Source organism: Chordicoccus furentiruminis (assembly GCF_019355395.1).
Lineage (GTDB): Bacteria > Bacillota > Clostridia > Lachnospirales > Lachnospiraceae > Chordicoccus > Chordicoccus furentiruminis.
The window spans coordinates 383,165-407,743 of record NZ_CP048829.1 but is presented as its reverse complement, the minus strand read 5'-3'; the positions used below and the strand labels follow the sequence as shown (position 1 = coordinate 407,743).

At 48.1% G+C, this 24,579-nt stretch carries 28 protein-coding genes and 1 pseudogene; 23 read left to right on the top strand and 6 right to left on the bottom strand.

The annotated features are described in order from the left end of the window. Window positions 1–155 precede the first annotated feature (155 nt). The 10 genes from G4C92_RS01850 (at window position 156) to G4C92_RS01805 (ending at window position 8,291) form a co-directional block, all read left to right on the top strand. The gene (locus G4C92_RS01850) at window positions 156–1,181 is read left to right on the top strand and encodes a recombinase family protein (protein ID WP_274940931.1); all 1,026 of its coding nucleotides are present in this window, start codon (window positions 156–158) and stop codon (window positions 1,179–1,181) included. Then, window positions 1,156–2,688, top strand: a complete 1,533-nt coding sequence (locus G4C92_RS01845) for a recombinase family protein (protein WP_274940930.1) — start codon at window positions 1,156–1,158, stop codon at window positions 2,686–2,688. Before G4C92_RS01850 ends, G4C92_RS01845 begins: the two co-directional genes overlap by 26 nt. Beyond that, window positions 2,685–3,890 carry a recombinase family protein gene (locus tag G4C92_RS01840; RefSeq protein ID WP_274940929.1) on the top strand — a complete coding sequence of 402 codons (1,206 nt, stop codon included), beginning with the start codon at window positions 2,685–2,687 and terminating at the stop codon, window positions 3,888–3,890. The genes G4C92_RS01845 and G4C92_RS01840 overlap by 4 nt, the downstream gene beginning before the upstream one ends. A 339-nt stretch (window positions 3,891–4,229) precedes the next feature. Continuing rightward, complete coding sequence (locus tag G4C92_RS01835; protein WP_274940928.1) at window positions 4,230–4,598, top strand: hypothetical protein; 369 nt, start codon at window positions 4,230–4,232, stop codon at window positions 4,596–4,598. Between the two features lie 23 nt (window positions 4,599–4,621). Beyond that, window positions 4,622–5,338: a metallophosphoesterase gene (locus G4C92_RS01830; RefSeq protein WP_274940927.1), complete on the top strand. Its 717-nt coding sequence runs from the start codon at window positions 4,622–4,624 to the stop codon at window positions 5,336–5,338. A gap of 13 nt (window positions 5,339–5,351) precedes the next feature. After that, entirely contained in the window at window positions 5,352–6,194 is an 843-nt protein-coding gene (locus G4C92_RS01825) for a TIGR02452 family protein (protein WP_274940926.1), read from the top strand. 383 nt (window positions 6,195–6,577) lie between these two features. Then, entirely contained in the window at window positions 6,578–6,772 is a 195-nt protein-coding gene (locus G4C92_RS01820; protein ID WP_274940925.1) for a hypothetical protein, read from the top strand. After that, entirely contained in the window at window positions 6,747–7,334 is a 588-nt protein-coding gene (locus G4C92_RS01815; RefSeq protein ID WP_274940924.1) for a hypothetical protein, read from the top strand. Before G4C92_RS01820 ends, G4C92_RS01815 begins: the two co-directional genes overlap by 26 nt. 167 nt (window positions 7,335–7,501) lie before the next feature. Next, window positions 7,502–7,873, top strand: a complete 372-nt coding sequence (locus G4C92_RS01810) for a hypothetical protein (RefSeq protein WP_274940923.1) — start codon at window positions 7,502–7,504, stop codon at window positions 7,871–7,873. After that, window positions 7,860–8,291 carry a DUF3775 domain-containing protein gene (locus G4C92_RS01805; protein ID WP_274940922.1) on the top strand — a complete coding sequence of 144 codons (432 nt, stop codon included), beginning with the start codon at window positions 7,860–7,862 and terminating at the stop codon, window positions 8,289–8,291. Before G4C92_RS01810 ends, G4C92_RS01805 begins: the two co-directional genes overlap by 14 nt. A 945-nt stretch (window positions 8,292–9,236) precedes the next feature. Here the strand turns inward: G4C92_RS01805 and G4C92_RS01800 are convergent. Then, entirely contained in the window at window positions 9,237–10,208 is a 972-nt protein-coding gene (locus G4C92_RS01800; protein WP_274940921.1) for an ISL3 family transposase, read from the bottom strand. Window positions 10,209–10,364: 156 nt separating this feature from the next. On the opposite strand from G4C92_RS01800, the gene istA reads away from it, so the two are divergent. Continuing rightward, the gene (gene istA, locus G4C92_RS01795; protein WP_330654753.1) at window positions 10,365–11,840 is read left to right on the top strand and encodes an IS21 family transposase; all 1,476 of its coding nucleotides are present in this window, start codon (window positions 10,365–10,367) and stop codon (window positions 11,838–11,840) included. Then, a complete protein-coding gene (gene istB / locus G4C92_RS01790) occupies window positions 11,837–12,637 on the top strand; it encodes an IS21-like element helper ATPase IstB (protein ID WP_274939922.1) in 801 nt (266 codons plus the stop codon). Before istA ends, istB begins: the two co-directional genes overlap by 4 nt. Window positions 12,638–12,822: 185 nt before the next feature. Here the strand turns inward: istB and G4C92_RS01785 are convergent, their stop codons facing one another. Next, window positions 12,823–13,236, bottom strand: a complete 414-nt coding sequence (locus G4C92_RS01785; RefSeq protein ID WP_274940920.1) for a transposase family protein — start codon at window positions 13,234–13,236, stop codon at window positions 12,823–12,825. 332 nt (window positions 13,237–13,568) lie between these two features. Here G4C92_RS01785 and G4C92_RS01780 point away from each other — a divergent pair, with 332 nt between their 5' ends. The 3 genes from G4C92_RS01780 to G4C92_RS01770 all read left to right on the top strand — a co-directional run bounded on the left by G4C92_RS01780 (window position 13,569) and on the right by G4C92_RS01770 (window position 14,680). Next, complete coding sequence (locus G4C92_RS01780; protein WP_330654752.1) at window positions 13,569–13,763, top strand: glycosyltransferase family protein; 195 nt, start codon at window positions 13,569–13,571, stop codon at window positions 13,761–13,763. Between the two features lie 378 nt (window positions 13,764–14,141). Next, a complete protein-coding gene (locus G4C92_RS01775; protein WP_274940919.1) occupies window positions 14,142–14,513 on the top strand; it encodes a hypothetical protein in 372 nt (123 codons plus the stop codon). Between the two features lie 32 nt (window positions 14,514–14,545). After that, window positions 14,546–14,680, top strand: a complete 135-nt coding sequence (locus tag G4C92_RS01770) for a hypothetical protein (protein WP_274940918.1) — start codon at window positions 14,546–14,548, stop codon at window positions 14,678–14,680. A 7-nt stretch (window positions 14,681–14,687) separates the two neighbouring features. On the opposite strand, the gene G4C92_RS01765 is transcribed toward G4C92_RS01770, so the two are convergent. After that, the gene (locus tag G4C92_RS01765; RefSeq protein ID WP_274940917.1) at window positions 14,688–15,629 is read right to left on the bottom strand and encodes an ORF6N domain-containing protein; all 942 of its coding nucleotides are present in this window, start codon (window positions 15,627–15,629) and stop codon (window positions 14,688–14,690) included. A 109-nt stretch (window positions 15,630–15,738) separates the two neighbouring features. Here G4C92_RS01765 and G4C92_RS01760 point away from each other — a divergent pair, with 109 nt between their 5' ends. The 3 genes from G4C92_RS01760 to tnpB all read left to right on the top strand — a co-directional run bounded on the left by G4C92_RS01760 (window position 15,739) and on the right by tnpB (window position 17,575). Continuing rightward, a complete protein-coding gene (locus tag G4C92_RS01760) occupies window positions 15,739–16,527 on the top strand; it encodes a phage tail tape measure protein (protein WP_330654751.1) in 789 nt (262 codons plus the stop codon). A gap of 324 nt (window positions 16,528–16,851) precedes the next feature. Next, complete coding sequence (locus G4C92_RS01755; RefSeq protein ID WP_274940916.1) at window positions 16,852–17,187, top strand: hypothetical protein; 336 nt, start codon at window positions 16,852–16,854, stop codon at window positions 17,185–17,187. A 31-nt stretch (window positions 17,188–17,218) separates the two neighbouring features. Beyond that, window positions 17,219–17,575: an IS66 family insertion sequence element accessory protein TnpB gene (tnpB, locus tag G4C92_RS01750; protein ID WP_274940915.1), complete on the top strand. Its 357-nt coding sequence runs from the start codon at window positions 17,219–17,221 to the stop codon at window positions 17,573–17,575. 32 nt (window positions 17,576–17,607) lie between these two features. On the opposite strand, the gene G4C92_RS01745 is transcribed toward tnpB, so the two are convergent. Further along, window positions 17,608–18,957: an ISL3 family transposase gene (locus G4C92_RS01745; protein ID WP_274940130.1), complete on the bottom strand. Its 1,350-nt coding sequence runs from the start codon at window positions 18,955–18,957 to the stop codon at window positions 17,608–17,610. A gap of 661 nt (window positions 18,958–19,618) precedes the next feature. On the opposite strand from G4C92_RS01745, the gene tnpC reads away from it, so the two are divergent. Continuing rightward, window positions 19,619–21,277, top strand: coding sequence for an IS66 family transposase (gene tnpC / locus G4C92_RS01740; RefSeq protein ID WP_274940914.1), 1,659 nt, complete (start codon window positions 19,619–19,621; stop codon window positions 21,275–21,277). 147 nt (window positions 21,278–21,424) lie between these two features. Continuing rightward, window positions 21,425–21,487 (top strand): annotated as a pseudogene (locus tag G4C92_RS15160) (HNH endonuclease); the annotation flags it as partial. Between the two features lie 27 nt (window positions 21,488–21,514). On the opposite strand, the gene G4C92_RS01735 reads toward G4C92_RS15160, so the two are convergent. Continuing rightward, window positions 21,515–21,892, bottom strand: coding sequence for a type II toxin-antitoxin system death-on-curing family toxin (locus G4C92_RS01735; RefSeq protein WP_274940913.1), 378 nt, complete (start codon window positions 21,890–21,892; stop codon window positions 21,515–21,517). Then, entirely contained in the window at window positions 21,889–22,131 is a 243-nt protein-coding gene (locus G4C92_RS01730; protein WP_274940912.1) for a type II toxin-antitoxin system Phd/YefM family antitoxin, read from the bottom strand. The genes G4C92_RS01735 and G4C92_RS01730 overlap by 4 nt, the downstream gene beginning before the upstream one ends. Before the next feature lie 209 nt (window positions 22,132–22,340). Here G4C92_RS01730 and G4C92_RS01725 point away from each other — a divergent pair, with 209 nt between their 5' ends. The 3 genes from G4C92_RS01725 (at window position 22,341) to G4C92_RS01715 (ending at window position 24,457) form a co-directional block, all read left to right on the top strand. Beyond that, window positions 22,341–22,580 (top strand): class I SAM-dependent methyltransferase, encoded by a 240-nt coding sequence (locus G4C92_RS01725; RefSeq protein WP_274940911.1) that lies wholly within the window; start codon window positions 22,341–22,343, stop codon window positions 22,578–22,580. Between the two features lie 269 nt (window positions 22,581–22,849). Further along, complete coding sequence (locus G4C92_RS01720) at window positions 22,850–24,100, top strand: IS110 family RNA-guided transposase (RefSeq protein WP_274942037.1); 1,251 nt, start codon at window positions 22,850–22,852, stop codon at window positions 24,098–24,100. Window positions 24,101–24,301: 201 nt separating this feature from the next. Further along, a complete protein-coding gene (locus G4C92_RS01715; protein ID WP_274940910.1) occupies window positions 24,302–24,457 on the top strand; it encodes a hypothetical protein in 156 nt (51 codons plus the stop codon). The last annotated feature ends 122 nt before the right edge of the window (window positions 24,458–24,579 follow it).

Genomic DNA, 24,579 nt, shown 5'->3' with positions numbered 1-24,579 from the left:
GGCTGCTTCCAGTCAAGTATTCTGGTGGATTTTCTTTGAGATTTATCAATTTACAGACTTCATATGTGTGGCTTTTAGAGTGATGAATAGCACTACCAAAACGCCGGTGTTCTTACCGGAAAGCACTCCGGGGAACCGCCAGAAAGGAGCAAATTATGGCAAAGACAAAAGCCGCTTGTTATGTGCGGACAAGCACCGACAGGGAAGAACAGGAAGGATCCTTTATTCTGCAAAAAGAGTACTTCATTAACATGATCAAAGAAGATCCGGAACTTGAGTTTGTCGGTTGCTACGGGGATTATGGAAAGAGCGGTCGGTTTGCAGAAAAACGTCCTGAATTTCAGAAAATGATCAGGGATTGTGAAGCGGGAAAGATCGAGGTGATCTACACAAAATCAGTTTCACGCTTTGCCCGTAACATTGCCGACCTGGTAGAGGTAGTGCAAAAACTCAGAAGCCTTGGGGTTTGTGTCTATTTTGAAAGGGAATGCCTTAACACCATGGACCGCAGCACGGAACTCCTTCTTCACATTCTTGGCATCATTGCGCAGGAGGAAAGCAGGTCTTACGGAGAGAATGTCAGGCTGGGATTTGAACTCCGCCATGCAACAGGACACCCAACAGGACAGCCTCCGTATGGATATCGCAGGCTGAATAAGGATGCAGATTGGGGGATTATGGAGGAAGAAGCTAAACGAATCCGGCTTGCATTCCGGATGGCGGCAGGAGTTCATAACGGAGAAGAAATCAGCGCTGCGCTTAATGAAATGGAGAAGGCAGAAGGAACGGACACAAAGTGGACTCCATCGAGAGTCTATCGCATGTTGCGGCATGAAGCCTTCAAGGGCGATGTGCTGACAGGAAAAAGGTATGTCATTAATGGGAAATCAAAGCCGAATGACGGTCAGCGCCCAAGCTATTATCTGGAAGGCCATCATGAACCAATTGTGACTCGTGAGGTTTTCGATCGAGTGAGGCGGCTCAGTGCTTTCAAAAACAGTCATTACAAATGCTGGCGGCGTTTTCTGACACCTGAGGAAAAAGAATTTGTCGCTGATGAGAGCTGGAAGATTGGCCAGGAAGCGTTGGAAGCATCTCAAGCAGAGAGAAAGAAGAACGCGAATGGCGTGATTTTACCTGGAGGAGGAAAGGTAGATGGAAGAAAACGTAAAGAAGATTAAACTGAGACCTTCTTCTGCCGGAAAGAGCAGACTGATCAGGACAGCATGCTATTGCCGGGTATCGACAGCGCTGGATTGCCAGCAGCTCAGCCTGGAGTCTCAGATGGAGGGATTCAAGAAAAAGATTAACGAGACTCCGGGAATGATCCTGGCAGGCGTGTATGCAGATGAAGGCATCACGGGCACTTCCGTACGAAAACGCACACAGTTTCTGCAGATGATCCGTGACGCAGAAGACGGTAAGATCGACTGTATCATGACCAAGAGCATCAGTCGATTTGCCCGCAATACTGTTGAATGCTTGCAGTATGTCAGAAAACTGAAAGACATCGGAGTCAATGTGATTTTTGAGAAAGAGGCGATTGATACCTCTTCTGTTATGAGCGAAATGCTTTTGACCGTGCTTGCAGCTTTTGCGCAGGAGGAAAGCCGCAGTATTTCGGAAAACCTTAAATGGGGCATTCGAAAACGCTATGAGACCGGCGAGGCCAGGTGGAGTGCCACTTATGGCTACAAAAAGGATAAGGACGACAATATCGTAATTCAGGCGGAAGAGGCTGCTGTTGTTAAACGCATTTTCGAAGATTATCGAACCGGGATAACGATTACACAACTTGTAGAGGCGCTGAACAAGGAAATGATTCCTTCTCCTCGCGGAAAAACCTGGACTACGACATGTATTCAGGGAATCCTCATGAATGAGAAGTATATTGGGGATATGAAATTGCAGAAATGGATATCGACAGATCACATCTCGCATAAATGTATCCCTAACGATGAAACCGAGGTTCCCAGCTACTATGTCCGTAACCACCATGATGCGATTGTGAGCAAGAGAACCTTTAATCAGGTGCAGAGAATCCTTGAATTAAGGGCACCACGAGGAGAGATTACACGCTATCCATACGTAGATACGAAGATCATCTGCCCATTCTGTGGGAAGCCGATGGTAACAAGGCAGATGCATGTACAGAAGGAGAAAAAAGCAGTCTGCTGTTTTGGGGACGACGGCTGCCAGAGGTTTTCAGTGAAAACCTGGATGCTGGATGAGGCCCTGAAGCAGGCATTTGCTTCGCTCGATCTTACGGGTGTGACCAATTACACTGAGCAGGCGAAGCGCATGAGAGAATGGAAGATGCGCGGGGCTCCGGAGAGCATAGAATATGCTTTTCTCGATGATATGGTGAAAAAGATCTCTTTCAGTTATGAAACAGGCACAACGATGCAGAAGCACAAAAAGGGACCTGCCACAGAAAAGACAGTGTACTCCTGGACGGTGCATATTGATTGGCAGTATGGACTTCAGTCTGTGGTTCCGCTGCCCGTCGATAGCCGAGGAACTGAGGAGCCGGTCCATGTGGCGGAACTTTACAAACAGTTCTTGGATCGAATCATAAGCGGCGAATATGTCCCAGCTAGGCCTAAAAGCATTCATGAGCGTAAGCTGAAGGAAGCCAACAGGGGCGCTTCCGTTACAAGAATCTCAAAGAAGGAGGAAGCTGAATGATTATCAGAAGAATCGACCCCAAACAGCCGGTCAGAAAGAAGCGGGCAGCGGCATATTGCCGGGTTTCAACGAATCTGCAGGAAGAATCGTATGAAACTCAGTACACTGTCTACAAGAAGATGATAGAGAGCAATCCGGAATACGAATTTGCAGGCATCTATTCTGATAAGGGCAAGAGCGGCACCAGTTACAAGCATCGTCCTGGGTTTCAGCAGATGATAGCAGATGCAGATGAGAAAAAGTTCGATGTTCTTTATGTGAAGAGCATCAGCCGGTTTGCGAGAAATGTCGGTGACTGTCAGCGGTACGTTGACATGCTCCGGGAGAAAGGGATTGTGATTTTCTTTGAACGTGAGCACATCCGAACGGATGATCCGTCCAGCAATTTTGCCCTGGCGCTGATCGGCGCGGTGAGCCAGGACGAAAGCCACTCAATCAGCAAGAACGTAGCTATGGGGTACCATGAGCGGTTTTCAAGGGGAAAATTCAATCTGGGCAACAACCGCATCCTTGGCTACGATACGAATAAGGAAGGAAAGCTGGTACCGAACAGGGATGCGTGGATCATACGCGAAATCTTCAATATGTATATTGAAGGTGAAACTTTCCACGGCATTGCAAGAGCCCTAAACGAAAAGGGCGCGAAGACGCTGATGGGAAAACCGTTCAATGCACCTGGCATACGCTACATCCTCGGAAACGAGACGTATGTGGGAGACAAGCATCTTCAAAAGAATCCGCCCAAAGACTACATTACCCATAAACCTGATCCCAATGAGCATGCGCCTGATTACTACCTGCGGGATGACCACGAGGGAATCATCAGCCGGGAGGTATGGGAAAAAGTAAAAGCGAAACTGGAGCGGGCCGGAACAGATATGGAAAACGGCGCGAAGCACTGCACGGAGCATCACTTTCTCTACGGAAAAGTCATCTGTGGAGAATGTGGTGCTATTTTTAAACGCAGGACCCTGACCGGCAGGGATGGAACCTACTACAAGGTCTGGAACTGCTCCGAACGGCAAAAGGGCCGGAGGGGAAACGGCTGTAAATGCAGAATCATCCGGGAGGAGGAACTGATTGAGGAGATCCGGGAAGCCCTCGAATGGAGCGTGATGGACGAAGCCCGGTTTAACAGGGAGATTGTCCGTGTGGTCATCCACGAGGATGAACTTGAACTGATTATGAAAGAGGCTGCGTAATCAATGCTGCAATCTCATAGACATATGTTTGCCCGCTGAGCAGAAATATGCCCGGCGGGCAATTTTTTTATTGCTATGTGCAAAACTTTGGGGTATGTTGTGTCCGTGCCGGAGAACTGGCAGAAGATTGTAACGATTCGGATAATTATACCAGCAGTTGCTTGAATTAACTGCAATTCAGAGTTAATACAAAAGAGCCTATGGAGATGCTCTATCATCAGATTTGCGACCGATACAAACCACTCTATCCGGATTCGATCTCTACCTATGAACGGTATGTAGATGAAATATTTGATGAGAGAATATCGGAAGATGATTAAGGAAAAGAGGTAAAACAAAATGTTGAGTGAAAAGACGAATGAACTTTATAGACGTACCGGTTGCCCATTTTTTGATCATGACAAGAAATGCTGGAGAGTACGATTCCCGGACCGCGACGACGAGGAGGGCGACCTTCTCTATGTTGCTTCAGAGTTTGCCAGGACTGGGCTGTATTACCCTTACAACAACAAGAAAACGAGGGATAAGGACTACAGCGGGCATGCACACACCTTTGATGGGGTTGTTGAGGCTTTGCTTAATGATCCGGATTGGTTTAGCATTGCTGGGTTTGAATCCAGTTACTCAGAACAGGAAATCAGATTTCTTGAGGCAATAAAGAAGCAACTGGAGCATCCGCCATTTATTGAGGTTAAATCAGCAAAATAATAAAGGCAAGGGTGAGGGAATTTATGCACGATTTTGATCATATTTATTTGACTGGCGATACTCATGCGGATTTTAGTGATCTGATCGCCAAGGCTGTACGGTACGGCATAACAGATCGTGACCTCCTGATTATTCTGGGGGATGTGAGCATAAACTATTATGCTGGCCGGAAAGATTTGCGAAGCAAGGACATGCTGGCAATGATTCCAGCGACGATCCTATGTATTCATGGAAACCATGAGCTGCGGCCAACCAGTCCGAAGGTGGCAGCGCTATATCAGCCGGTCCAATGGATGGGCGATACAGCCTATATAGAAGATACTTATCCGCGTTTTATCATGGCGGCGGATGGCGCAAGGTATCATATTAACGGCAGGGATTTCCTTGTGATCGGCGGCGCTTATTCTGTTGACAAGTACTATCGGCTGCAGCGGGGATATCTTTGGTTCCCTGATGAACAGCTGACGACAGCGGAGATGGAAGCAATACGGAACAACATGATTGCACACGGAAATCGGGAGGATATTATTCTTGCGCACACCTGTCCTTATGATCATCGGCCGGTTGAAATGTTTATCTCCGGTGTTGATGAACGAACTGTGGACAACACTATGGAGTATTTCCTGCAGGAGATTGTGGATGCTACGGAGTATAACGCTTTGTATTGCGGACATTGGCATACCGAAAAACAGGATGGGAAAATTCGATTCCTATTCCATGATGTGATCATGTTGGAATAGAGGGGGAAACAGAATGGACAGACGTCAAAGATTGATTGAGATATTTGATGATACACAGCGGTTTTATGCACAAAACGCGGCTCTTGCTAAAGCGCTACAGGATGCCAGGAAAGCAACAAAACTGTATGAGGCGGACGATTACCCCGCAATTACGAAACAAGCGGACTTGGAAGGAACTGTTGCAGTTTCAAAGCATAAAACATTCGAAGCCGCGATGCTGATCCATAAGGAACATCCAGATTGGAAAATCGCTGTATTGAATTTCGCTTCAGCCACAAATCCTGGCGGAGGAGTGAAAACGGGTAGCAGTGCACAGGAGGAAAGTCTATGTCGCTGTTCAACCCTGTATCCAACCCTGAACCAGAACTGGCTTTGGCAGTGTTATTATCAGAAGAATCGTGATGCTCAGAATAATCTTCACACCGACGCATGCATCTATTCTCCGGGCGTAGTCATCTGCAAAAACGATGATTCTTTCCCTGAGAGGATGGATGAGAGCGATTGGGCGACAGTGGATGTGATCAGCTGTGCTGCGCCGAACCTCCGCAGGCGTCCGGGGAATGTTCACAACCCGGAATACGGAAGGACGGTTTCAATATCGGATGATGGACTTTATCAGCTCCATCTGAAGCGGGCTAAGCATATCATGCATATAGCGGCGTCAAATGGAGTCGATGCCATGATTCTCGGTGCGTTCGGCTGTGGTGCCTTTGCGAATGATCCGATTATCGTTTCCAGGGCATACCGAGATGCGATTGCGGATTACAAGCAATTCTTCCATGTGATTGAGTTCGCGGTGTATTGCCGCGAAGACGAGACAGAAAACTACGATGCTTTCTCTGCTGGCATCACCTGATACCCAGAAATGTAGTAGAGGAAAAGGATTCAAAAAGAAAATGGGCGAGAACCGGGCAGGGGTGCACACATGTATTCCCGGCGAAGGAGCGCAATGCAGAATTGTCGAGAAAGAGCGAGATAGTGAGAACCGGGAGTACAGAAGCGTAGGATAGGAATGTGATCGGCCTACGGAAAGCTTCCTTCCACCCATTTCTATAATAATCGTGATCATCGGAAGGGTTCTGATCGTTTGAACGCAAAGCCAAAGCCCTGTGTTCACAGAATTTTCAAGCCCTGGAAACGCTTTAAGCCTTGATTTTTCAGGGCTTTGGGCTTATACTTATCTTAAGATAGGTGTATTATACTTATCTGGTTGGCATAGATGCGATTGGAGGTGTAGACATGGCTGAGATTTCCAGATATAACAAGCCGAGCATGACCAATCTTCCACGGGATCTTGGCGTGGCGATTTTCAAGCAGATTCTTAATTCTCCTGCGCCGGACCGAGAGAAAATGCGTTCTGAAAGCAGACGCTTAGTCAAAGAAAATGTCGAAGTGAGGAAGAGAGAAATTGCTCAAGGGAATACTGCAAAATGATCTGTTCTATTGCAACCATTTAGGAGTTTCGGAGCATGATGAACAGGATATCTTGAATTTTACCGTTAAGGATCAGCATGGGCAGGGACTTATGAATTATCTTCGATTTATGGCATTTCCCGAAGAAGATGCAGGTACCATGCGAACCTATGTGGTAAGAGATAATTTTTCATCTGAATTGGTGGGCTATTTTTCTCTTAAGGCTGGCCTTATTTCCGTAAACGAAGTCCACACAGAAGGTGAAACGACATTCGATACGATTCCAGGAGTGGAAGTAGCAAACTTTGCAGTAAACAATACGTACCTTCAAAAGCATAAGGAAATGCGTGGTACGGGACTGATTATTTTCAACGATTTTATCGTTCCAACGATTGAAGAAGCGGCCAAGAGTATTGGTGTGAAAATCATTTATATTTTCGCTTTGCCTTTTGAACGTCTCATCAAAAGATACGGTGAATATGGTTTCTTGCGGCTGGACAGTGCGTCGGAAGATGAACTGCATAAGAGGCTAAAGCCGAACTATGATGAAAACTGCATATTCATGTTTCAGCAACTGAGCTGATTGTAAAACCCAGCCCACTTTGCGGCTGTTCCAGTGACATATACCCTGTCAGCGGAATAGTTGCAGGGTGGGCCTCTTTTTTGTTAAATCTGCCCCTCCCTCTTGCAATGTGCAGAATTCCGCTTTATCCTGACCCGTGAAAAAATCTTCCGAAAGGGGCCGTACATATGAAGAACTACGGATTCGAGCCCTTTGAGACCGTTATAGCGCTGATCACTACGCAGTACATATCAGACCATGTGAGTAGGACAGAACTGGGAAGGATAATCAATCCAAGGGTGATCGCTGTAAAGGATTGGACACCGATCAGTACCGAGATAGACTTTCCGGCGTTGGCAGAGCTTCTGAACGCAGCACTGGACTGGTATAAAAGCAGCTCACGCGGCTATGAGGAGAAGCTAACCAGGGAGATGAACGAGGCCATCGATCAGCTGATGGAGGACTTCGACGGGGAACGGTATTTGAGAACCGAGCCTGTGGGCTTCTATCAGTATCTAGCCGATCTGTATATGGGGATGAAGGTGTATGAAAAAATGTGAATTGCGATCGAAAGCAGCACGACGTATTAAATGGTTTGAACTCAAAGAATCCGAGATCGAAAGACTGATCGAAATGGATAGCTTTCGTTATAACCTGGACCGTGATCCATCCTGTGGCGAACCGTATGGAAGCATTTTACGGTATATTTCCGATATGTCAGAACACAAACGGCACGACCTGATGTGCTTGATGTATCTGGGGCGTAACATTGATTATTCAGGCTTCGATGAAGAGACCGTTGATGATTTCTGCTTCTATGCTGATGAATGGGGAAGAAAAGGCCGTATATCAAATCATTTGCATGGGGCTATGGATCCTGAGTATTTAGCTGGCAAGATACGTATCGGAAAGTGGTTGAAGCTGGCAAAAGATGCTATTTATCCAAGCCTAATTATCGAAACTGGATCGCGAGAATGATAAAAAAAACATAAAGCATGATAACGAGTTTATTAGCTCACCTTGCGGCTGTTCTACTGACATAGAGATATGTGAGTGGAATAGTGGCAGAGTGGGCTTCTTTTTTTGTATATTTTTCATTTCCAGCCAGATATGTAGATCATTCTCGCGGAATATGTAGGTGATTAACCGGTATGTGTGCCAAATTATTGGATATGCGCCTCAGATTATCGGATATGTGCGGCGATTTCAAGTTGAACATACCCGAATTATGTGCTGCTTCCGGATTTTTTTCAGAGGGGTAACGTTTTACGGGAGATGCCGGATTTTTGGGAAAATCAGAAGCGCATATCGGCCAATATTCCGAGTAGGGTAACGTTTTATACGGAGATGCCGGATGTGTTGAAAACTGAATAAATGAAGGGATACATATGACTGCTTTTTGCCAGAACTGCTGGCGGAGGCGGTCTTTTTTTTGCGCCTTGGGGCAGGTGACGGGCGGTAAGGAAAATTCTGCAGTTCACGGAGGGAAAATCCACTGAAATTGTCGTCCGGTCGCCCTCGGCATCTCTCTGTAAAACGTTACCCTCCACACATATCAGGGTAACAGTCCGAAAACCCTTTGTCTATTGGGCTTAGAGCACTTTTGGGCATCCTTCTGTAAAACGTTGGCTTTCTATATATAGAAGAAAACGAGGCGCACATCACAATATATTGTGGTTGGCATCTCGCCGAAAAAACTTGGATCCTGTTTATGAAGGAGAGCACCGAGGGTGTCGCGGAGGGGCAGACCACGGCGGCCGCGGGAAGTAAGGAGGATTCACAGGGGAACGCAGGGCAGGAAGTAGTGAACAAGACTGTCTGAGAGGGCAGTCTTTTTTAGTTTTAGAAGAAATAATTTAGAAGCAATCTTAAAGAAATATGGCTCTTCTGGCATAGGTGTGGAAGCGTAACCCCCACTTTTCCCTACGCCGCATGAGATAAAACGCCTCTCCGAGTACCTCGATTCGGCAACGGGATTTTCAGGTCCGAACAATACAGCATGACCATGTGAATCATATTGTCGACATCACGAAATCCGTAGGCCTGTCGGATGAGCAGTTTTATCTTGTTGTTGGTTGCTTCGATACGTGCGTTGCTGACATCAAGCCGTATCGTGTTCAGGATATGATCCTTTTGCCGCATGATCTTTCTCTGCAGTTCTACGAACTCAGGTATGCGGCAATGCCGGGCCCATTTAACCCAGGCAATGAGTTCCTGCTCCGCCTCATCGACGTCATCGATCTGGAAGATCAACCGCAGCTTTTCTTTTAGAAGGTATGCTCGATACAGCTGATTATCAGACTTGGCGATCATTTCGAGGCGGACTGCCTGATTCGATGTCAGGTGTTCCGGTGCCTTGCCCAGGGAGTACATGGACTTTTTGATCTGGTCAGCTTTCTTCTTGGCAGCCGCTGCGATCTGGGCTTCTGTATCGTCCTTCCTGGGACGGCCTTTGCCTCTGGATACAGCAACGGCCTTTGCGGCCTCCTGTGCTCTTCGCCAGGCGACGACACGTACCTTGTCAAGCGCTTCGGTTGCCCACTCCACGACGTGGAACGGATCAACACAGCGTTCTGCATTTGGGAAATACTCCTTTACGCAGTCTGTGATCCAACGTGCGCCGTCGCCGGTCACTACCCTGATGGATGCGCGCTGCTCTGGAGTCAGCTGTTCGCAGAACTTCTGCAGAACCGACTTGCCGTGATCCTTTGCAGCCCAGATAACGGTATTGGTCTCGTGGTTTACAACAACTGTGATGTAGCTGTGCCCTTTACGGTAGCTGGTTTCATCGATCCCGATCTTCACAGCTCCGTCAAGACGGACGTTGACATCAGGTTCGAGATCTTCGTGGACTCGTGCGATACATCTGCCGACAGTGCGCCAGTCAATCCTCATATGTGTAGCGTAAAATAAAAGTACCCGGAATCGGAAACAAAATTCCCCAGTTTCAGAAGGGGAAATCCCCGAAATCGGAAAGGGACATGTTGTAGCAAACAAACCAATCATTTATCCTTTGTCTAAGCACGACCAAAGGCAAAGGAGGAAAGGAAGATGCTGACTATGTCCCAAATCAATGATATCAGAGATTTGAGCCGAAAGGGATATGGGATTTCCAAAATATCATCCCTCACAGGAAAGGATCGCAAGACGATCCGTAAATACCTTGAACAAGACGACTTCTCACCGGAGCCGCCTGTGGCGAAATCCAGAACATCCATCGTCACGCCGTACATTGATATCATCACGGAATGGCTTGAGGAGGACCAGAAACACTGGTCCAAGCAGCGGCATACTGCCAAGCGCATCCACGAACGCCTGCAGGAGGAATACGGTTTTACCGGAAGCTATGATTCTGTCCAGAAATTCGTGCACAGAATCCGGACCGATATCCAAACCAAAGGAACACAAGAACTCGTCTGGGAGCCCGGCTGCGCACAGGTTGACTTCGGAGAGGCGGATTTCAATGAGGATACCGAATGCGTCCGCCGGAAATACCTTACCGTATCCTTCCCATTCAGCAACGACGGATATAACCAGGTATTTCGGGGCGAAACTGCCGAATGCGTCTGCCAGGGGCTTCAGGATATCTTCAACTACATTGGGGGTGTCCCTTCGCTTCTTGTGTTCGACAACGCAACCGGCGTTGGCCGCAGGGTCATGGATAAGATCCATGAGACCGAGCTGTTTGCCCGGTTCCGTGCCCATTACGGGTTCCGTATCCGGTTCTGCAATCCGCATGCCGGATACGAGAAGGGCAACGTCGAGAATAAAGTAGGTACAAGCCGGCGGAACCTGTTTGTTCCTGTTCCCACATACCACGACATCGAAGAGTTCAACCGCGGCCTTCTTGGCCAGCATGCAAAGAAAGCGGCAGAAGCCCACTATAAGAAGGGCACTACGATATCAGAGCTCTTTGAAGAAGATAAGAAGCATTTCCTCCCGCTTCCGGCAAAACCGTTCAATGTATGCCGGTATGAGACCTGCAAGGCCGACGGATATGGAAAGATCTGCCTTGATGGCAGACATTTTTACTCCACCAAGCCCGAAAACCACAACCAGAAGGTCATGGTCGGCATCCGCGCCCATTACATAGACATCCTGGAACCAAACGGCGGTCTTCTGGTCCGCCACAGGCGTCAATATGGGGAAAAACGTACCGATCTTACGGATTACAGTACATCGCTTGAGATGCTCTCAAAGAATATCGGTGCCTGGCCGAACAGCGGATTTCGGAAGGACGCACCGGAACTGATCCGGGAGTACGTTGACAGCCAGCCCCGTGCAGGGCGCAAATCCTGTATCCGGATGCTAAGCAGCCTGTCAAAACAGTACGGCTATGAGGCAGCTGTAAACGCGCTGGAGCTCGCCATCAAAGGCAACAGTGTCAACAAGTCGGATACCGCCATTCTCGCGGCGCGTATCACCGGATACGGCATTGATACTCCGCCGGAACCCGGCCCGTCACTTGTTGTTTATGACCAGGCCTTTCTGCCCAACCAGGCCACAGACAAGGAGGCGGCATCATGATCACGGCAATCGCCAGAACTGAGATGGAAGAAAGCATACAAGCCTGTTGCAAGTCCCTGTTTCTTACTTCCGCGATCCCGGAGTTCATCAAGGAAGACGGCACGCCGAAGCAGATCGAATATCTTGCGGCTGCCCTCCGAAAAGAAGTTGTCCGCAGGGACGAGAACAAGCGCGAACGTCTGGTCAAACGCGCCCGGTTCCCGGTTTATAAAACGTTCGACGGATATGAATACCGCTGTGTAAAACTTCCGCCGGCGCTATCCAAAGAAGATCTGGAAGCTGTCCGTTTCATAGAGCATAAGCATAACCTTGTCCTTTATGGGCCCGTAGGTGTTGGCAAGACCCATATGGCGATCGCCGCCGGCGTGAATGCCTGCCGGAAAGGATACAAGGTGCGCTTTTATACAGTGACGGAACTTGTCCTGAAACTGGCAGAGGCCAGGAAGAATGGAACGCTCGAGAGGCTCCGCAGTGATCTGAACTCCCTTGATCTGCTAATTCTGGATGAGTGGGGATATGTCCCGGTAGACCGTGACGGATCCCAGCTCCTGTTCCGCGTAATATCAGACAGTTATGAGAGCAAAAGCCTCATTCTTACTACCAATCTGGAATTCTCTAAATGGGGCAGCATATTTACTGATGACCAGATGGCCGCGGCGATGATTGACCGTCTTGTCCATCACGGGCATCTGCTCCTCTTCGAAGGAAACAGCTACCGTATGGAGCATGCGCTGATGAAGCAGACGGCACGCCAGCCTGGAGCGGGCGTTGTCAAGGGGACAGACCGCTTGACGTGAAGCGGCCGGGCAGTCCCTGAAAAAGAGGCACAGAAAATCCTCAGCCGCGGAAAACAGTTCCATTCTCTGCCCGACGATGGGCAGGCCTCGGCGGAACCCAGATGAGGAGAAATCATGCCACTTTCCGAAACTGAGGAATTCCCAATACGAAACTGGGGAATTTTCCTTCCGATTTTGGGGATTTCTTATTGACAAAACACACTCATATATTTGGAGATGGCACTGCGGCTGAGATACTTGCCCATCCAGGTGACGGTGTAATCGAAGTCTTTAGTAAAGTTCGAATTCGGGAAAGCCCATGGGACATCGGCGGTCTTGACACCATGCTCCTTGCAGCAAATACGCGGAAGGTATGCTTCGATGTAAACAAGAATTCCACCGAAATCCAACGCCCGCCAGCGCTTATTCTCATAAGGAGCGTCATAGATCCGGGTATAACGCTTGCCGCATACAGGGCATCTCCACTGTAAACCCTTGCGCAGATGTACTTTGATCAAGACACATAGTTCACCATACTTGTTGGTAAAAAAATCGGCATCGTCAACGACAAGACCATTGACATTCAACAGTTCTTTGCATAATGTAGTAACTGAAATCACTCGGAGCCTCCCGTTCTGTGTTTCTTTGTCAGCTATACATTATGGGAGCCCGGGTGATTTTTTTCAATTATTGATGCGAACCCGGAAGGTTATGTCACCGGTCGCCCCGGCGCGTCGACCCACTGCCCCATGGGACCCGCCGCCCGCGCCAAACGGGGCTCGTTATGAAAAGCACATCAAGGGGAAGAACGGGAGGTGATCCCCCTTCGAGATTGCTTCGGTAACCAGGCTGCACAAACAGCCATAACATCAAAGAGAGGCTAGAGGGCTCTCACACATGTGCCAGAAGCCTCAGAAATATTGGTGTTATTAATGAGGGAAGAGAATCAGCTGTGAGCAGGGAGAACTATTCGGTCTTAATGTCCGTTTATTTCAAAGAACAACCGAATAATTTGCGTCAGGCGATGGAGAGTATGCGGTGTCAGACGGTTCCTACAGATGACTTCGTTCTTGTGTGTGATGGACCACTGACCGACGAGCTTGATGCTGTGATCAGTGAGGAACAAGAGAAGCTTGGTACTGCTTGATGGCATTACCATTAAACTTGTACAGACATCCCCATCGGAAATTCTTCCAGATTTTATAAGAGAAATGTTTCAGATCAGCAAAGTCTGCCTTGTCCCAGCTGAACTTATTAATTCCATGTATGTGAAGTACTTTCTTGCATTTAATCTGATCCAAGCGTCAGCAGATTGATCGGATCCCGTCCGAGGGGCTGCAGGTTCTGGTTGTCAATTATGAATCCGCATGGAGGCTGGAAGAAGAACTCTTAAGGTTCGATGCAGACCTCATTATCGCCGATGAGGGTCACAAGCTAAAAGACAACCGGTCACGCCAGTCCAAGGGCATGCAGCATCTCGGGGATAAGGCCAGATACAAGCTTCTCCTTAGGAGGATGAAGGCTGATGTATAAGGAAATCGAACTGGAAACGCAGGAGGGGAAGAAAACGTTTCCCTTCCTGGCGACAGGAACAACAGCATACAGATATAAGCAGTGTTTTCATCAGGATCTGATGATTGCATTGAACAACATGGAAGACACCGCAGATGATCAGGCGGATATGACCGTCGGTGACAAGCTGGCTTTCATCATGAATGCCCAGGCGGAAAAGAAGGACATGAACAAGCTGAATGTTGATGCTTTCCTGGAATGGGCGGATCAGTTTGACGGTGCAGCGCTGTTTCTTCACATGAAGGATTTTGTTTCCATGTATCTTGGCTCCCGGCAGACCACATCGACGCCAAAAAAAGGAGTCTCCCGACCGACCGGGAAATAAATACCGCCGTCTACATGCTCCGCGCAAAACAGATGGGTCTGTCCATCGCGGAGCTTGATGAAATGGAAGAAGGCCTCGTCATGGACATGGTCATCGAATCCGGTAATGATGCTTGTTCGGATGAATATTGCCAGGTAGCGGATCAGCGCATGATGGATGCTTTTTAAAAGCAAATTAAAGTCTGTTTATAATATCGATAATCATCTGATGATCTTGAAGTAAAGTGATTGCAAAGCTTTTTTTGCCAGCATCTTTTAGCGATGCGCCTATATGATATCCGATTTTTTGATCAAGGATCAGAAAACGATCATGAAAAGTATTTATATAATTTACAGTCAAGGTCGGATATTGTCCATTGAAAGTGGATATTTCGGATGCTGTAAGGCGACAACCTCTATTCGTTGTATAAAGAGAAACAGAGACTCCATCAGTCTTTTTTGAAAGAAGATCTAATGTTCCAGTATCGACATAGCCATCAATAAGTATGATGTCGTTTGATGCCTTTTGTATCAATGTTGAGATTAAACTGAACGCATCATAAATCTGGCCGTCAAAAAAGACTTTTTGAGTAGATTCCTCATGATCGGAGATATAATCGAAAATCTGGTCCAATTTTGTATCAGTTTTTTTCTCATACTCAATCTGGCGCAGCTCAACAGAAGAAATCCGGTCAAACATATATGCATTACTGGCAATAAAACGCCGCATTTCTCTAAAAGCACGCATGATGAAGATTGTCTGTTTGTCTGCAGTATCACCGTGCAAAACTGTTGCAAGCATATATATTCCTTGCTCTGTGAAAGCATATGGAGGTTTACGGCGTCCTCCTAATTGTCCGGAAAAGAATGATGAATTTCCTGAAGTCACAATTTGTGATTTCACGAGCTCAACTTCTTGTGGCGTCAGCTGGAACATAAAGTCATCCGGGAATCTGGAAATGTTACGTTTTACCTGCTGGTTCAAAGTCCTGACTTCGTAACCGTAGATTCCGGCAAGGTCAAAATCAAGCATAACCTGTTGATTCCGAATGGTATAGATCATTGGTTGGAGAGTCGTGCTGTTTATTTCTATCAGGCCGGCAGATTTATTATCCTGAGGTGGCTGTTTTTCTTCCATTAAACAAATATATCCTTTCGTAAATTCCGTGAAATCACAAATTGTGATTTCACGGATAGTATATCATGTGGAGAAGTATATCTCCATCAGAAGTTGAAGAGGTGAGCGCATGGCATCCGGACGTATAAAGGGCATTACAATCGAGATTGACGGCGATACCACAAAGCTCACCACGGCTTTGAAGCAGGTTGACAAGCAGATCAGGGACACACAGAGCAGTCTCCGGGATGTGAACAAGTTACTCAAAATGGATCCGGGGAATGCCGATCTTCTGGCGCAGAAGCAGAAGTATCTGACAGACGCGATTGACGCGACCAAGAAGAAGCTGGAAGAAGAAAAGTCAGCCCTCGAGCAGCTGAAAAACGGACCGCAGACTGATGATACAATCCGTCAGCAGGAAGCGCTGACCAGGGAAATCGCGGATACCGAACAGCAGCTGAAAAGTCTGACGAAAGAATATCAGAACTTCGGCTCCGTCGCGGGACAGGAATTGCAGACTGCAGGAAAGAAGATGCAGGATGTCGGAGACAAGATCTCCGGAGCCGGGACAAAAATGCTTCCTATTACGGGCGTTGTCACGGCAGCGGGTGTCGCGGCGGTGAAGACTGCGGCTGATTTCGATTCCGGCATGAGCCAGGTTTCCGCCGTTTCCGGCGCGACTGGTTCCGATCTGGAAGCCCTGAGGGACAAAGCACGTGAGATGGGCGAGAAGACGAAGTTCTCCGCTTCCGAGGCCGCAGAAGCCATGAATTATATGGCCATGGCCGGTTGGAAGACGGAAGACATGCTCGGCGGTATCGAGGGGATCATGAATCTGGCGGCCGCGTCTGGCGAGGATTTGGCGACCACAAGTGACATCGTAACGGATGCCCTTACGGCTTTCGGGGCAGCTATCTGAATCGGAGCAGGCGGCAACGGCTGAATCAATCGCCGGAAAGAACGCAATGTCCGGATTCCTGGCACTGATGAACGCCGGGGAGAGCGATATCAGCAAGCTCGAAGGACCATTCGGACAGACAGCATTACGTTCAATAATGCCTGTATTGAGGGGTTCGAGGATACGGTCTACATTCAGGTCCTCGTCAATCAGGACCAGAAGCGGCTGGTAATCCGAAGATGCGGGAAAGACGACAGGGACTCACTCCGGTGGTGTATCCAGAAGAATGACAAGAGAAAGAGCAGAAAAATTACGGGCAGGCAGTTTTCCAGCATTATCTATAAGATGATGAGCTGGGATGTGTTGTGCCGATATAAGATTCTTGGCCACCGCATCGATTATCAGGGAGAAACTCTTTATGTCTTTGAGCTGGATGATGCAGAAATCTTCCGTGAGAGACCGAAGCGCACCAAAGTGGAACTGCAGAAGCTGCGCGAAGAGATGACGCTGGAAGAACTGGAGGCGATGAAGCAGAGGGAGGCTAAGGTTTCGAGAACACCCTTCTATCCGGGAGATATAGATACTTATGGCGTACCTGTCGAAAAACACGAAGACAGGATCTCTTTGCAATCGTTAGAGGGATTTTCTGATCAGCAGGAACTACAACTGCAAAATCAATAATGGGAGGATATTATCCTCGATGCGGTGAATCATGCTTGCTGAAGCCGCCGGGATACAACGGATCTTCATCGCTGTTGGCTACACGGATCTCCGCAAGGGAATCGATGGTCTTGCCCAGCTTGTCGGGACGAAGTTCAATCTCAATCCTTTCCAGAAGGATGTGCTGTTCCTGTTCTGCGGCAAGCGCTGCGACAGGATCAAAGGCCTCCTCTGGGAGGGAACAGGGTTTCTCCTCCTCTATAAAAGGTTGGAATCGGGTTCCTTCTCCTGGCCGCGGACTCCGGAAGAAGCTGCCGAGATTACAAGGGAGCAGTACTCCATGCTGATGATGGGACTGAATCCGATTGATCCGAAGATCAAGGAAGTCCATCCGGACCGTGTCCTTTGAAAAGTTTTGTGCAAAACAGAGAAATTTTTGGCTCAGTCACATTTTCTGTGTGATGCAGGGTTCCGGTCATAGTCCCGACGGCTGATGTCGAAGATCTTCAGGAAGAAGTATTCGTCATCTGGATAGCCATAGCCCTGCCGCCTGAGTGTTTTGATCTTGTTGTTCAGTCCTTCGATCTTTCCGGCTGAGATCCGGTAAGTCGCATGGGCAATGATACCTTCAAAGTGGTTTTCAATCAGGCGGCCGAACCACCGCAGATGTCTGTTCCCTGTGGCGAAGCAGATATCTATGGTCTCAGTCATCATCTCCGCCATGACTACTTCACTGGTCTGCCGGTACGCCTCGCTGAGTTTCTCCTTGATGAGATCCAGCGTGAACAGGAGCTCGTTTTCCGCAAGGAGCGCGTCATACTTTGCCTCATATCCGGACTTCCGGATGACCTCTTCCTTATTGAAGAGACCGCCGCCCTTTGACAACACTTTGCCCTCAGATGCTTCCTGATCCTTCCGCTGAAGGGTCGAGCGGCTGGACGTAAGGATATAGCGGGTGCGCTTGAGTGCCCTGGCTGCTTCGAGGTTTCCTTCTTCAGTGAGCCGTCTCTGCTCATCGCGCCGGACTTCGCTGACCACCTTATCATTGAAGTTTTTGACGATGTGGAAGTAGTCGAATACCGGCTGGATCCATTCGCAGCGCTCCTCGAAGGCCTCCTGGAAATCGGAATTCATGTCGCAGGCGACAGCTTCTACGCTTTCCATCCACTCCATCCCGACATGGTCAATGAAGTCGTAGACGACCTGCTTCTTCTTGCCGTGGCCGATCCAGAGGACGTGGCCGCGCTCCATGTCGATGATGTGCGTAGCGTAGCGGTGCCCGTTATGCAGCTTGAACTCATCGATACCAAGAAACTTTGCCTTATGTTCCGGCTTACGCAGCTTTTTGCCGTCAATCGTATACGCATCCTGCAGGCGCTTTTTATCGATTGCCTTGACAACGTTTTTCCCAAGGCCGGTGATCTCGGAAACCTGCTTGAGTGTATATGTTCCATGAGCCAAAAGATCCCGGGTGTACTGGTACAGTTCTTCCGTGATCCGGTGCCCATCCGCTTTAAAAGAGATGAACTGGGAATGTGTCCCGCCGCATTCCGGACACCGAAACTGGTTATGCGGAAACACAACACTGGAGAGATTCCCGCCGATGCAAAGATGCCGCAGAGTGATCTCCGGATGCTGGTTCACATGCATCCTCGCGCCGCACTCCGGACAGACCGTTTCTTCCGGAGGGACATCCAGCGTACCGTGGTAGCAGAAGACTTTTCTGCCGGATACCGCTTCATGAACGGTAGTCTCCGTATTATGGAAGCCATACAGGCAGCACGGAATCATCAAAAAATCTGTTGATTCTGCAAATGTGAGTTGTCCGTCAGCCTCAGGTCGGATATACTGCATGATGAAGGGTCTCCTTTGGATTGTGGTATCTCATCTTGCCAGGATGATACGTACAACCTTACAGGATGATCCTTCTTTTATTCAAGTGTAAAGGTGCAAAGTGTTATAAGCAGGCTGTTCTTAGGCTCCTGAGCCTGAGGCATAGAAACAGCCACCCTGCGAAGCAGGGCCTGCCCTTGGCGGGTTCTGGCAGAAACGCTATACTGAGCAGCCGATATGGTGAAGAAGGCAGGCTGTTCTTGAGTTCTTCACCGTCGGCACTTAAGCCGCAGCGTTTCTGACAGGTTCAGTCAAGGGTGGCGTACGTAACCAGTAACCATCAAGCACACAGAAAAAGTGATTGACCCAAATTTTTCGGCTCTGTTTTGCATGATCAAAACTTACTTCTGTGCTTCGCAGAAGGTCTCATACCGGAGCAGAGGGTGTGCTGCTCTGCTTCTGGATGAGGCATTGCACTTTGAAAAGTCTATCTTTCCATACCGCATACGGGCAGCCTGCGGAAGCTGAACCATAGGCAGAATGACGAAGACCGAAAGCCCGGAAAGTGGCTTAAAACCGCACTTTTTCGTATAATGACAGGTAGAAGAGGAACGGTTTCATGGGAAAATACACTCCGGAACAACTGAATGATTTCAGCAAGGAACAGATCATCAGCCTGTTCTGCACCCTTCAGGATCAGCTCGATCAGACGAATCAGAACCTGGACAGACTGATCGAACAGATCCGTCTTGCCCAGCAAAACCGTTTCGGACGCAGAGCCGAGAAGATCGATCAGATCGCAGGCCAGATGTCTCTTTTCAATGAGGCAGAAGAATACGCCGATCCCGATATTCCTGAGCCGGATGCTGACAAAGTCCTCATCAAGGTCATTGTAAAGAAGCCGAAGCAGAAGGGAAAACGGCAGGAAGACTTCAAGGATCTCCCTCAGGAAGAGATTCATCATGCCCTTACGGATGAACAGCTCGACCAGTACTTCGGGAAAGGCTGCTGGAGAAGGATGAAGCAGGAAGAATTCACCCGTGTCCGCTGCCAGCCTGCGACCTTTACGGCAGAGAAATATACGGTTGATGCCGCTGTCGGAACGGACGGTGATCATCAGGATGAATTTCTCCGCGGCGACCGTCCAAAGGATCTTCTGAAGAACAGCGATGCAACGCCTTCCCTGGTGGCCGCGATTCTGAATGCGAAGTACCTCAACGCAATGCCGCTCTACCGGATCGAGCAGCAGTTTGAGATGAACGGTGTCAACATCCCCCGACAGAACATGGCCAACTGGACCATTGCGGTCAGTCAGAAATATCTCAAGGCGGTCTGGGGGCTGATGAAGGAAGAACTCCTTCATAATGATGAAGGAGTCATCCAGGCAGATGAAACCACCTGCCAGGTCATCCACGATAACGATCCGAAAAATCCGGATGATAAGAAAAGCGCTCCGGGCCACAAGAATTACATGTGGGTTTACCGGACCGGGGAATTCAACAAAGAGCGTCCGATCGTAATCTACGATTATCAGCGCACCCGGCACCATCAGCATCCGAAAGAATTCCTGAAGGAGTTCAAAGGAATCCTGGAAACGGATGGTCTCCAGCAGTATCACATCCTGGATGATTCGATGGATGGAATCACGAACGCGAACTGCTGGGTACATGCCCGACGGGATTTCGCGGATGCGATCAAAGCTCTCAGTAAAGATAATAAAAAGAGAACAAAGAACGCCATCGCTTATCAGGCATTGGTTCGGATCGCAGCGATGTACAAGATTGAAGATACTCTCCGGGATCTTTCAGCAGAGGAACGGATCAGGGAGCGGCAGAAGTCAATTGCCCCGCTTGTTGATGAGTTTTTCATGTGGGTAAAGAAATGCGTCAGTGATACCACAGTCCTTCCGCGTGGAAAAACGGCTGAGGGCCTGAACTACTGCATCGACAAGGAGAAATATCTCCGCGTCTTCCTGACAAACGGGTATGTCCCGATGGACAACTCGGCCTCGGAACGTGCCATCCGGCCGTTTACGATCGGAAGGAAGAACTGGGTCATCATTGATTCCATACGTGGAGCCCAGGCCAGTGCGGTTATCTATTCAATTGTAGAGACTGCGAAGCTCAATAAACTCAACGTCTTCTGCTATCTGGAACACCTCCTGACTGAGCTGCCAAAGCTCGCCGATGAAAAAGGAGATATCGGCACATCAAAGCTTGAACCATTGTTACCATGGTCAGATCAGCTTCCCGAAAAGTGTCACAAACCGCGCCGCTGATGAAAGTCAGCGGCATTTCTTTCGTCCAGGGCGAATGGTTTGACGTTTACCGCTGATGAAAGTCAGCGGCATTTCTTTCGTCCAGGGCAAATGGTTTGACGTTTACGAAGTTAAGGCTTCTGGGACAGATCGAACTGGCAGGCGCTCTGCAAGAGATGCCATGACAGGAAGACGAGGAGAGAGGATAGCAATCCGACGTATCGGTACTGAAGGGAGATGAGTAAGAAAAAGAACTCATTACGCGATGTGCGCAAGAACCCATGTTCGAAGGATGCGATCATCTGCTTTTCCCGAAGCAATTTTCAGGATTAGTTGGATCAGATCTTCGTCCCGATATTGTAGTTCAATACCATTGATATCCAACGTCACAAGGAGGGCATGTGTTCCAATGCGCTTGTTGCCGTCAATAAAAGGGTGATTTGTAATCAGTCCGTACCCAAGGCGGATGGCTTTGTCGACAATGCTGGGATAAAGCTCTATACCGTTGAAGGTCTGAAAGGGCTGGTTAATTGCTGAATCAAGCATTCCCTCATCACGAATGCCATCGGATCCTCCCGATTGTCTGATCAGTTGTGAGTGCAACAGAAGAATCTGCTGTTTGGTCAGCATATTCATTTGGCAAGTTCCTCATAAACGTGTTTGTTTCGTTTCAAGAGCTTTTCCGAGGAGGCAAGCACGTCTTCGTCAGAAGCAGCCTTTACAGAATCATCCTGTTGGGCATAGTGAACAGTTAGAAAAACCTTGTTGTTTTTCAGAATAGTGACGTCGCCATATTCCATTGCCATGCGGGCAACCTTGGAAAAGTTCTGATTAGCTTCAGTCATAGAAACAGTTTTATCTGTATCAATAATCATAATGAGTACCTCCTTTGTATTTTTGATTATAGATAAATTCTAGGACGAATTCAATAAATTATTAATGTAATTTGAAAGAAGAGAGAGGCGGGGGAGGTAAAGATCCCTAAAACCAGTGGCACAGGAGACCGCCGCCTCCTCACGCATGCAATTTTTTCAATTCAAACAGGGGATTAACCCCATGCCGCCTATGGAAAGGAAGTGTAAGTGTGGCAAAAGACGGAACCTACCGCGGCGGCAGGCGGATTAGAGCCGGGAGCAAGCCCGACTCCGCCGCGGATAAGATCGTCTGCACGGATCCTCCGTATCTCGTCAACCTGGAGAGTACCTCCGGGAAGATCAAAAACGATGACTTAAACGACAAGGACGGATATGAGTTCTTAAAGAAAGCTTTCTCCTGTTTCCATGACGTGATGGCAAAGGACGCTTCGATCTATGTGTTGCTATAGCGGCTCGAAAGAGTGATCACCAATGAAATGGATTTTCACAGGTAGGAATGAAACTGTGGCCCTTATCCGCTATACTGAAAATACAGGGCAAGATCGACATACATCTGATTCTCAGAAATCGTGAGTGATCATGGTTCGATGTATTCTGGAGCACAGGAACATGTCGCCCTGATCTGCCTATGCATTTCAGGAATAGCACGCGTAGTATAATTCAATATCACCGGAGTACATCCGCCCTGTCAATTACACATTTGAAGGGAGGACCGTCTATGCAAAATCTTCTGGACATCTGTTGTGGCCTGGACGTTCACAAGGAAGTTCTTGTTGCCTGCCTGCTGAAAGGCAGACTGGATGAAGAGCCAGAACCTGAAATCCGTGAATTTCCAACACTGCTCAATGGTCTTGATGAATTCAAGAAATGGATCATTGAGAACAACTGTCGACATGTGGCGATGGAAAGCACCGGAGTCTATTGGTTTCCGATTTATAACGTGCTGGAATCAATTCTCTACGATGACGACGAGCAGAAAAATGTCAAAATCATTGTCGCCAATCCGCACCATATGAAAAATGTACCCGGCAAGAAGACCGATATAAAAGATGCTCACTGGATTGCAACACTCCTGAGGGCCGGTCTCCTGGCACCAAGTTATATCCCACCCAAAAAAATCCGAGAGCTGCGAGACTGGACACGCTACCGGGATATCCTGATAAAAGAAATGGTCGGACATAAAAACCGGATTGAAAAATATCTGCAACAGTGCGGGTTTAAACTTTCAACGATTCTTACGGATATCTTCGGAGTCAGCGGAATTCAGTTGATAAAAAGGCTTTGTGAAAAAGGAAAGTTAACGGCATCAGATGTTGATGAATGTTTGAAAGGTACTCTCCGGAATAAGATGGAAGATGTTCAGCTTGCTGTGGCCGGGCAGCTATCCGATCACGATCGACTTTTTCTCAAGAATCTTGTAAAGGTAAAAGAAAACTGCGATTCGGAGATTGAAGAGGTCGAAAACCGCATATCCGAATACGCTGGAAAATACGAACCTGCTTTAGAGTTGCTTGAAACCATTCCGGCAGTTCAAAGACGTGCGAGTACGATTATTATTTCCGAACTTGGGACAGATCTTTCCATGTTTCCAACTGCAGGACATCTCGTCAAATGGGCTGGGTTATGTCCGGGAGATAACGAAAGTGCCAAAAAGAAGAAAACAGCACGCCTCACGAAGGGAAATCCAAGAATTAAAAGCGTGATGGTGCAATGTGCGTGGGCGGCTACACGGTGCAAGAATTTCTTCTTACGGGACTGGTTTTACCGGCTCAAAGCACGCAGAGGAATCAAAAAGGCATTGATCGCTGTTGCACGGAAGTTGCTTGTTATTATCTGGAATCTCTTAACGAGTGGAGAGGAATACTCCGAGGAGCATTATGAGCAAACAAAGAAAAATCAAGAAGAGAGACGTAAGCAGAAGTTGAAATCCGAAGCCACCAAACTGGGATTTAAGCTTGTACCCGCTTAAGCATCTCTCTGAAATTTATCTTACATGGTAAACCGTAACCTTGCAAATGGTTAAGGTTAACTTTTTGCACCCATTTTTCGTAAAACATGGTCTTTAAAAATATCTCTTGACTGTTTTTGCCTGTAGAGCGTATATAGACGTACCTCAAAGGCTGGGGTTAGTTTCGTAGTATGTATGTGCTACCAAAAGGAGGTACATACCATGAAAGCAAACTACAACAAGACAGGAACAGAGAGAAAAGAGCTGGTAAACGCCATCGCAGAGATCACCGGACAGGAATCAAAGTACATGCGGATGCCGACCTGCGCCTACGAGATCGGAGACATCACAGTCGACAAAGACGGCGGGGTGCTGTGATCCTCTACGTGCCCTGTGCCCGCCTCCCTTGAAATCCCCTTGTGTGGCTGTTTTTCTTCCTTGATGTGTCTAACTGTGAAAGCATCAGAACATATATTGACATTGATCAAGACTCAGGGTAT

Coding starts and splice junctions, on each gene's coding strand:
- G4C92_RS01730 (WP_274940912.1), bottom strand. CDS start 22,131: ATGATTATTGATACAGATAAAACTGTTTCTATGACTGAAGCTAATCAG.
- G4C92_RS01720 (WP_274942037.1), top strand. CDS start 22,850: ATGCAAAATCTTCTGGACATCTGTTGTGGCCTGGACGTTCACAAGGAA.
- istA (WP_330654753.1), top strand. CDS start 10,365: ATGCTGACTATGTCCCAAATCAATGATATCAGAGATTTGAGCCGAAAG.
- G4C92_RS01840 (WP_274940929.1), top strand. CDS start 2,685: ATGATTATCAGAAGAATCGACCCCAAACAGCCGGTCAGAAAGAAGCGG.
- G4C92_RS01735 (WP_274940913.1), bottom strand. CDS start 21,892: ATGAATATGCTGACCAAACAGCAGATTCTTCTGTTGCACTCACAACTG.
- istB (WP_274939922.1), top strand. CDS start 11,837: ATGATCACGGCAATCGCCAGAACTGAGATGGAAGAAAGCATACAAGCC.
- G4C92_RS01850 (WP_274940931.1), top strand. CDS start 156: ATGGCAAAGACAAAAGCCGCTTGTTATGTGCGGACAAGCACCGACAGG.
- G4C92_RS01835 (WP_274940928.1), top strand. CDS start 4,230: ATGTTGAGTGAAAAGACGAATGAACTTTATAGACGTACCGGTTGCCCA.
- tnpC (WP_274940914.1), top strand. CDS start 19,619: ATGGGAAAATACACTCCGGAACAACTGAATGATTTCAGCAAGGAACAG.
- G4C92_RS01760 (WP_330654751.1), top strand. CDS start 15,739: ATGGCATCCGGACGTATAAAGGGCATTACAATCGAGATTGACGGCGAT.
- G4C92_RS01775 (WP_274940919.1), top strand. CDS start 14,142: ATGTATAAGGAAATCGAACTGGAAACGCAGGAGGGGAAGAAAACGTTT.
- G4C92_RS01765 (WP_274940917.1), bottom strand. CDS start 15,629: ATGGAAGAAAAACAGCCACCTCAGGATAATAAATCTGCCGGCCTGATA.
- G4C92_RS01745 (WP_274940130.1), bottom strand. CDS start 18,957: ATGATTCCGTGCTGCCTGTATGGCTTCCATAATACGGAGACTACCGTT.
- G4C92_RS01825 (WP_274940926.1), top strand. CDS start 5,352: ATGGACAGACGTCAAAGATTGATTGAGATATTTGATGATACACAGCGG.
- G4C92_RS01805 (WP_274940922.1), top strand. CDS start 7,860: ATGAAAAAATGTGAATTGCGATCGAAAGCAGCACGACGTATTAAATGG.
- G4C92_RS01800 (WP_274940921.1), bottom strand. CDS start 10,208: ATGAGGATTGACTGGCGCACTGTCGGCAGATGTATCGCACGAGTCCAC.
- G4C92_RS01830 (WP_274940927.1), top strand. CDS start 4,622: ATGCACGATTTTGATCATATTTATTTGACTGGCGATACTCATGCGGAT.
- tnpB (WP_274940915.1), top strand. CDS start 17,219: ATGCTTGCTGAAGCCGCCGGGATACAACGGATCTTCATCGCTGTTGGC.
- G4C92_RS01810 (WP_274940923.1), top strand. CDS start 7,502: ATGAAGAACTACGGATTCGAGCCCTTTGAGACCGTTATAGCGCTGATC.
- G4C92_RS01820 (WP_274940925.1), top strand. CDS start 6,578: ATGGCTGAGATTTCCAGATATAACAAGCCGAGCATGACCAATCTTCCA.
- G4C92_RS01845 (WP_274940930.1), top strand. CDS start 1,156: ATGGAAGAAAACGTAAAGAAGATTAAACTGAGACCTTCTTCTGCCGGA.
- G4C92_RS01715 (WP_274940910.1), top strand. CDS start 24,302: ATGAAAGCAAACTACAACAAGACAGGAACAGAGAGAAAAGAGCTGGTA.
- G4C92_RS01755 (WP_274940916.1), top strand. CDS start 16,852: ATGATGAGCTGGGATGTGTTGTGCCGATATAAGATTCTTGGCCACCGC.
- G4C92_RS01770 (WP_274940918.1), top strand. CDS start 14,546: ATGGGTCTGTCCATCGCGGAGCTTGATGAAATGGAAGAAGGCCTCGTC.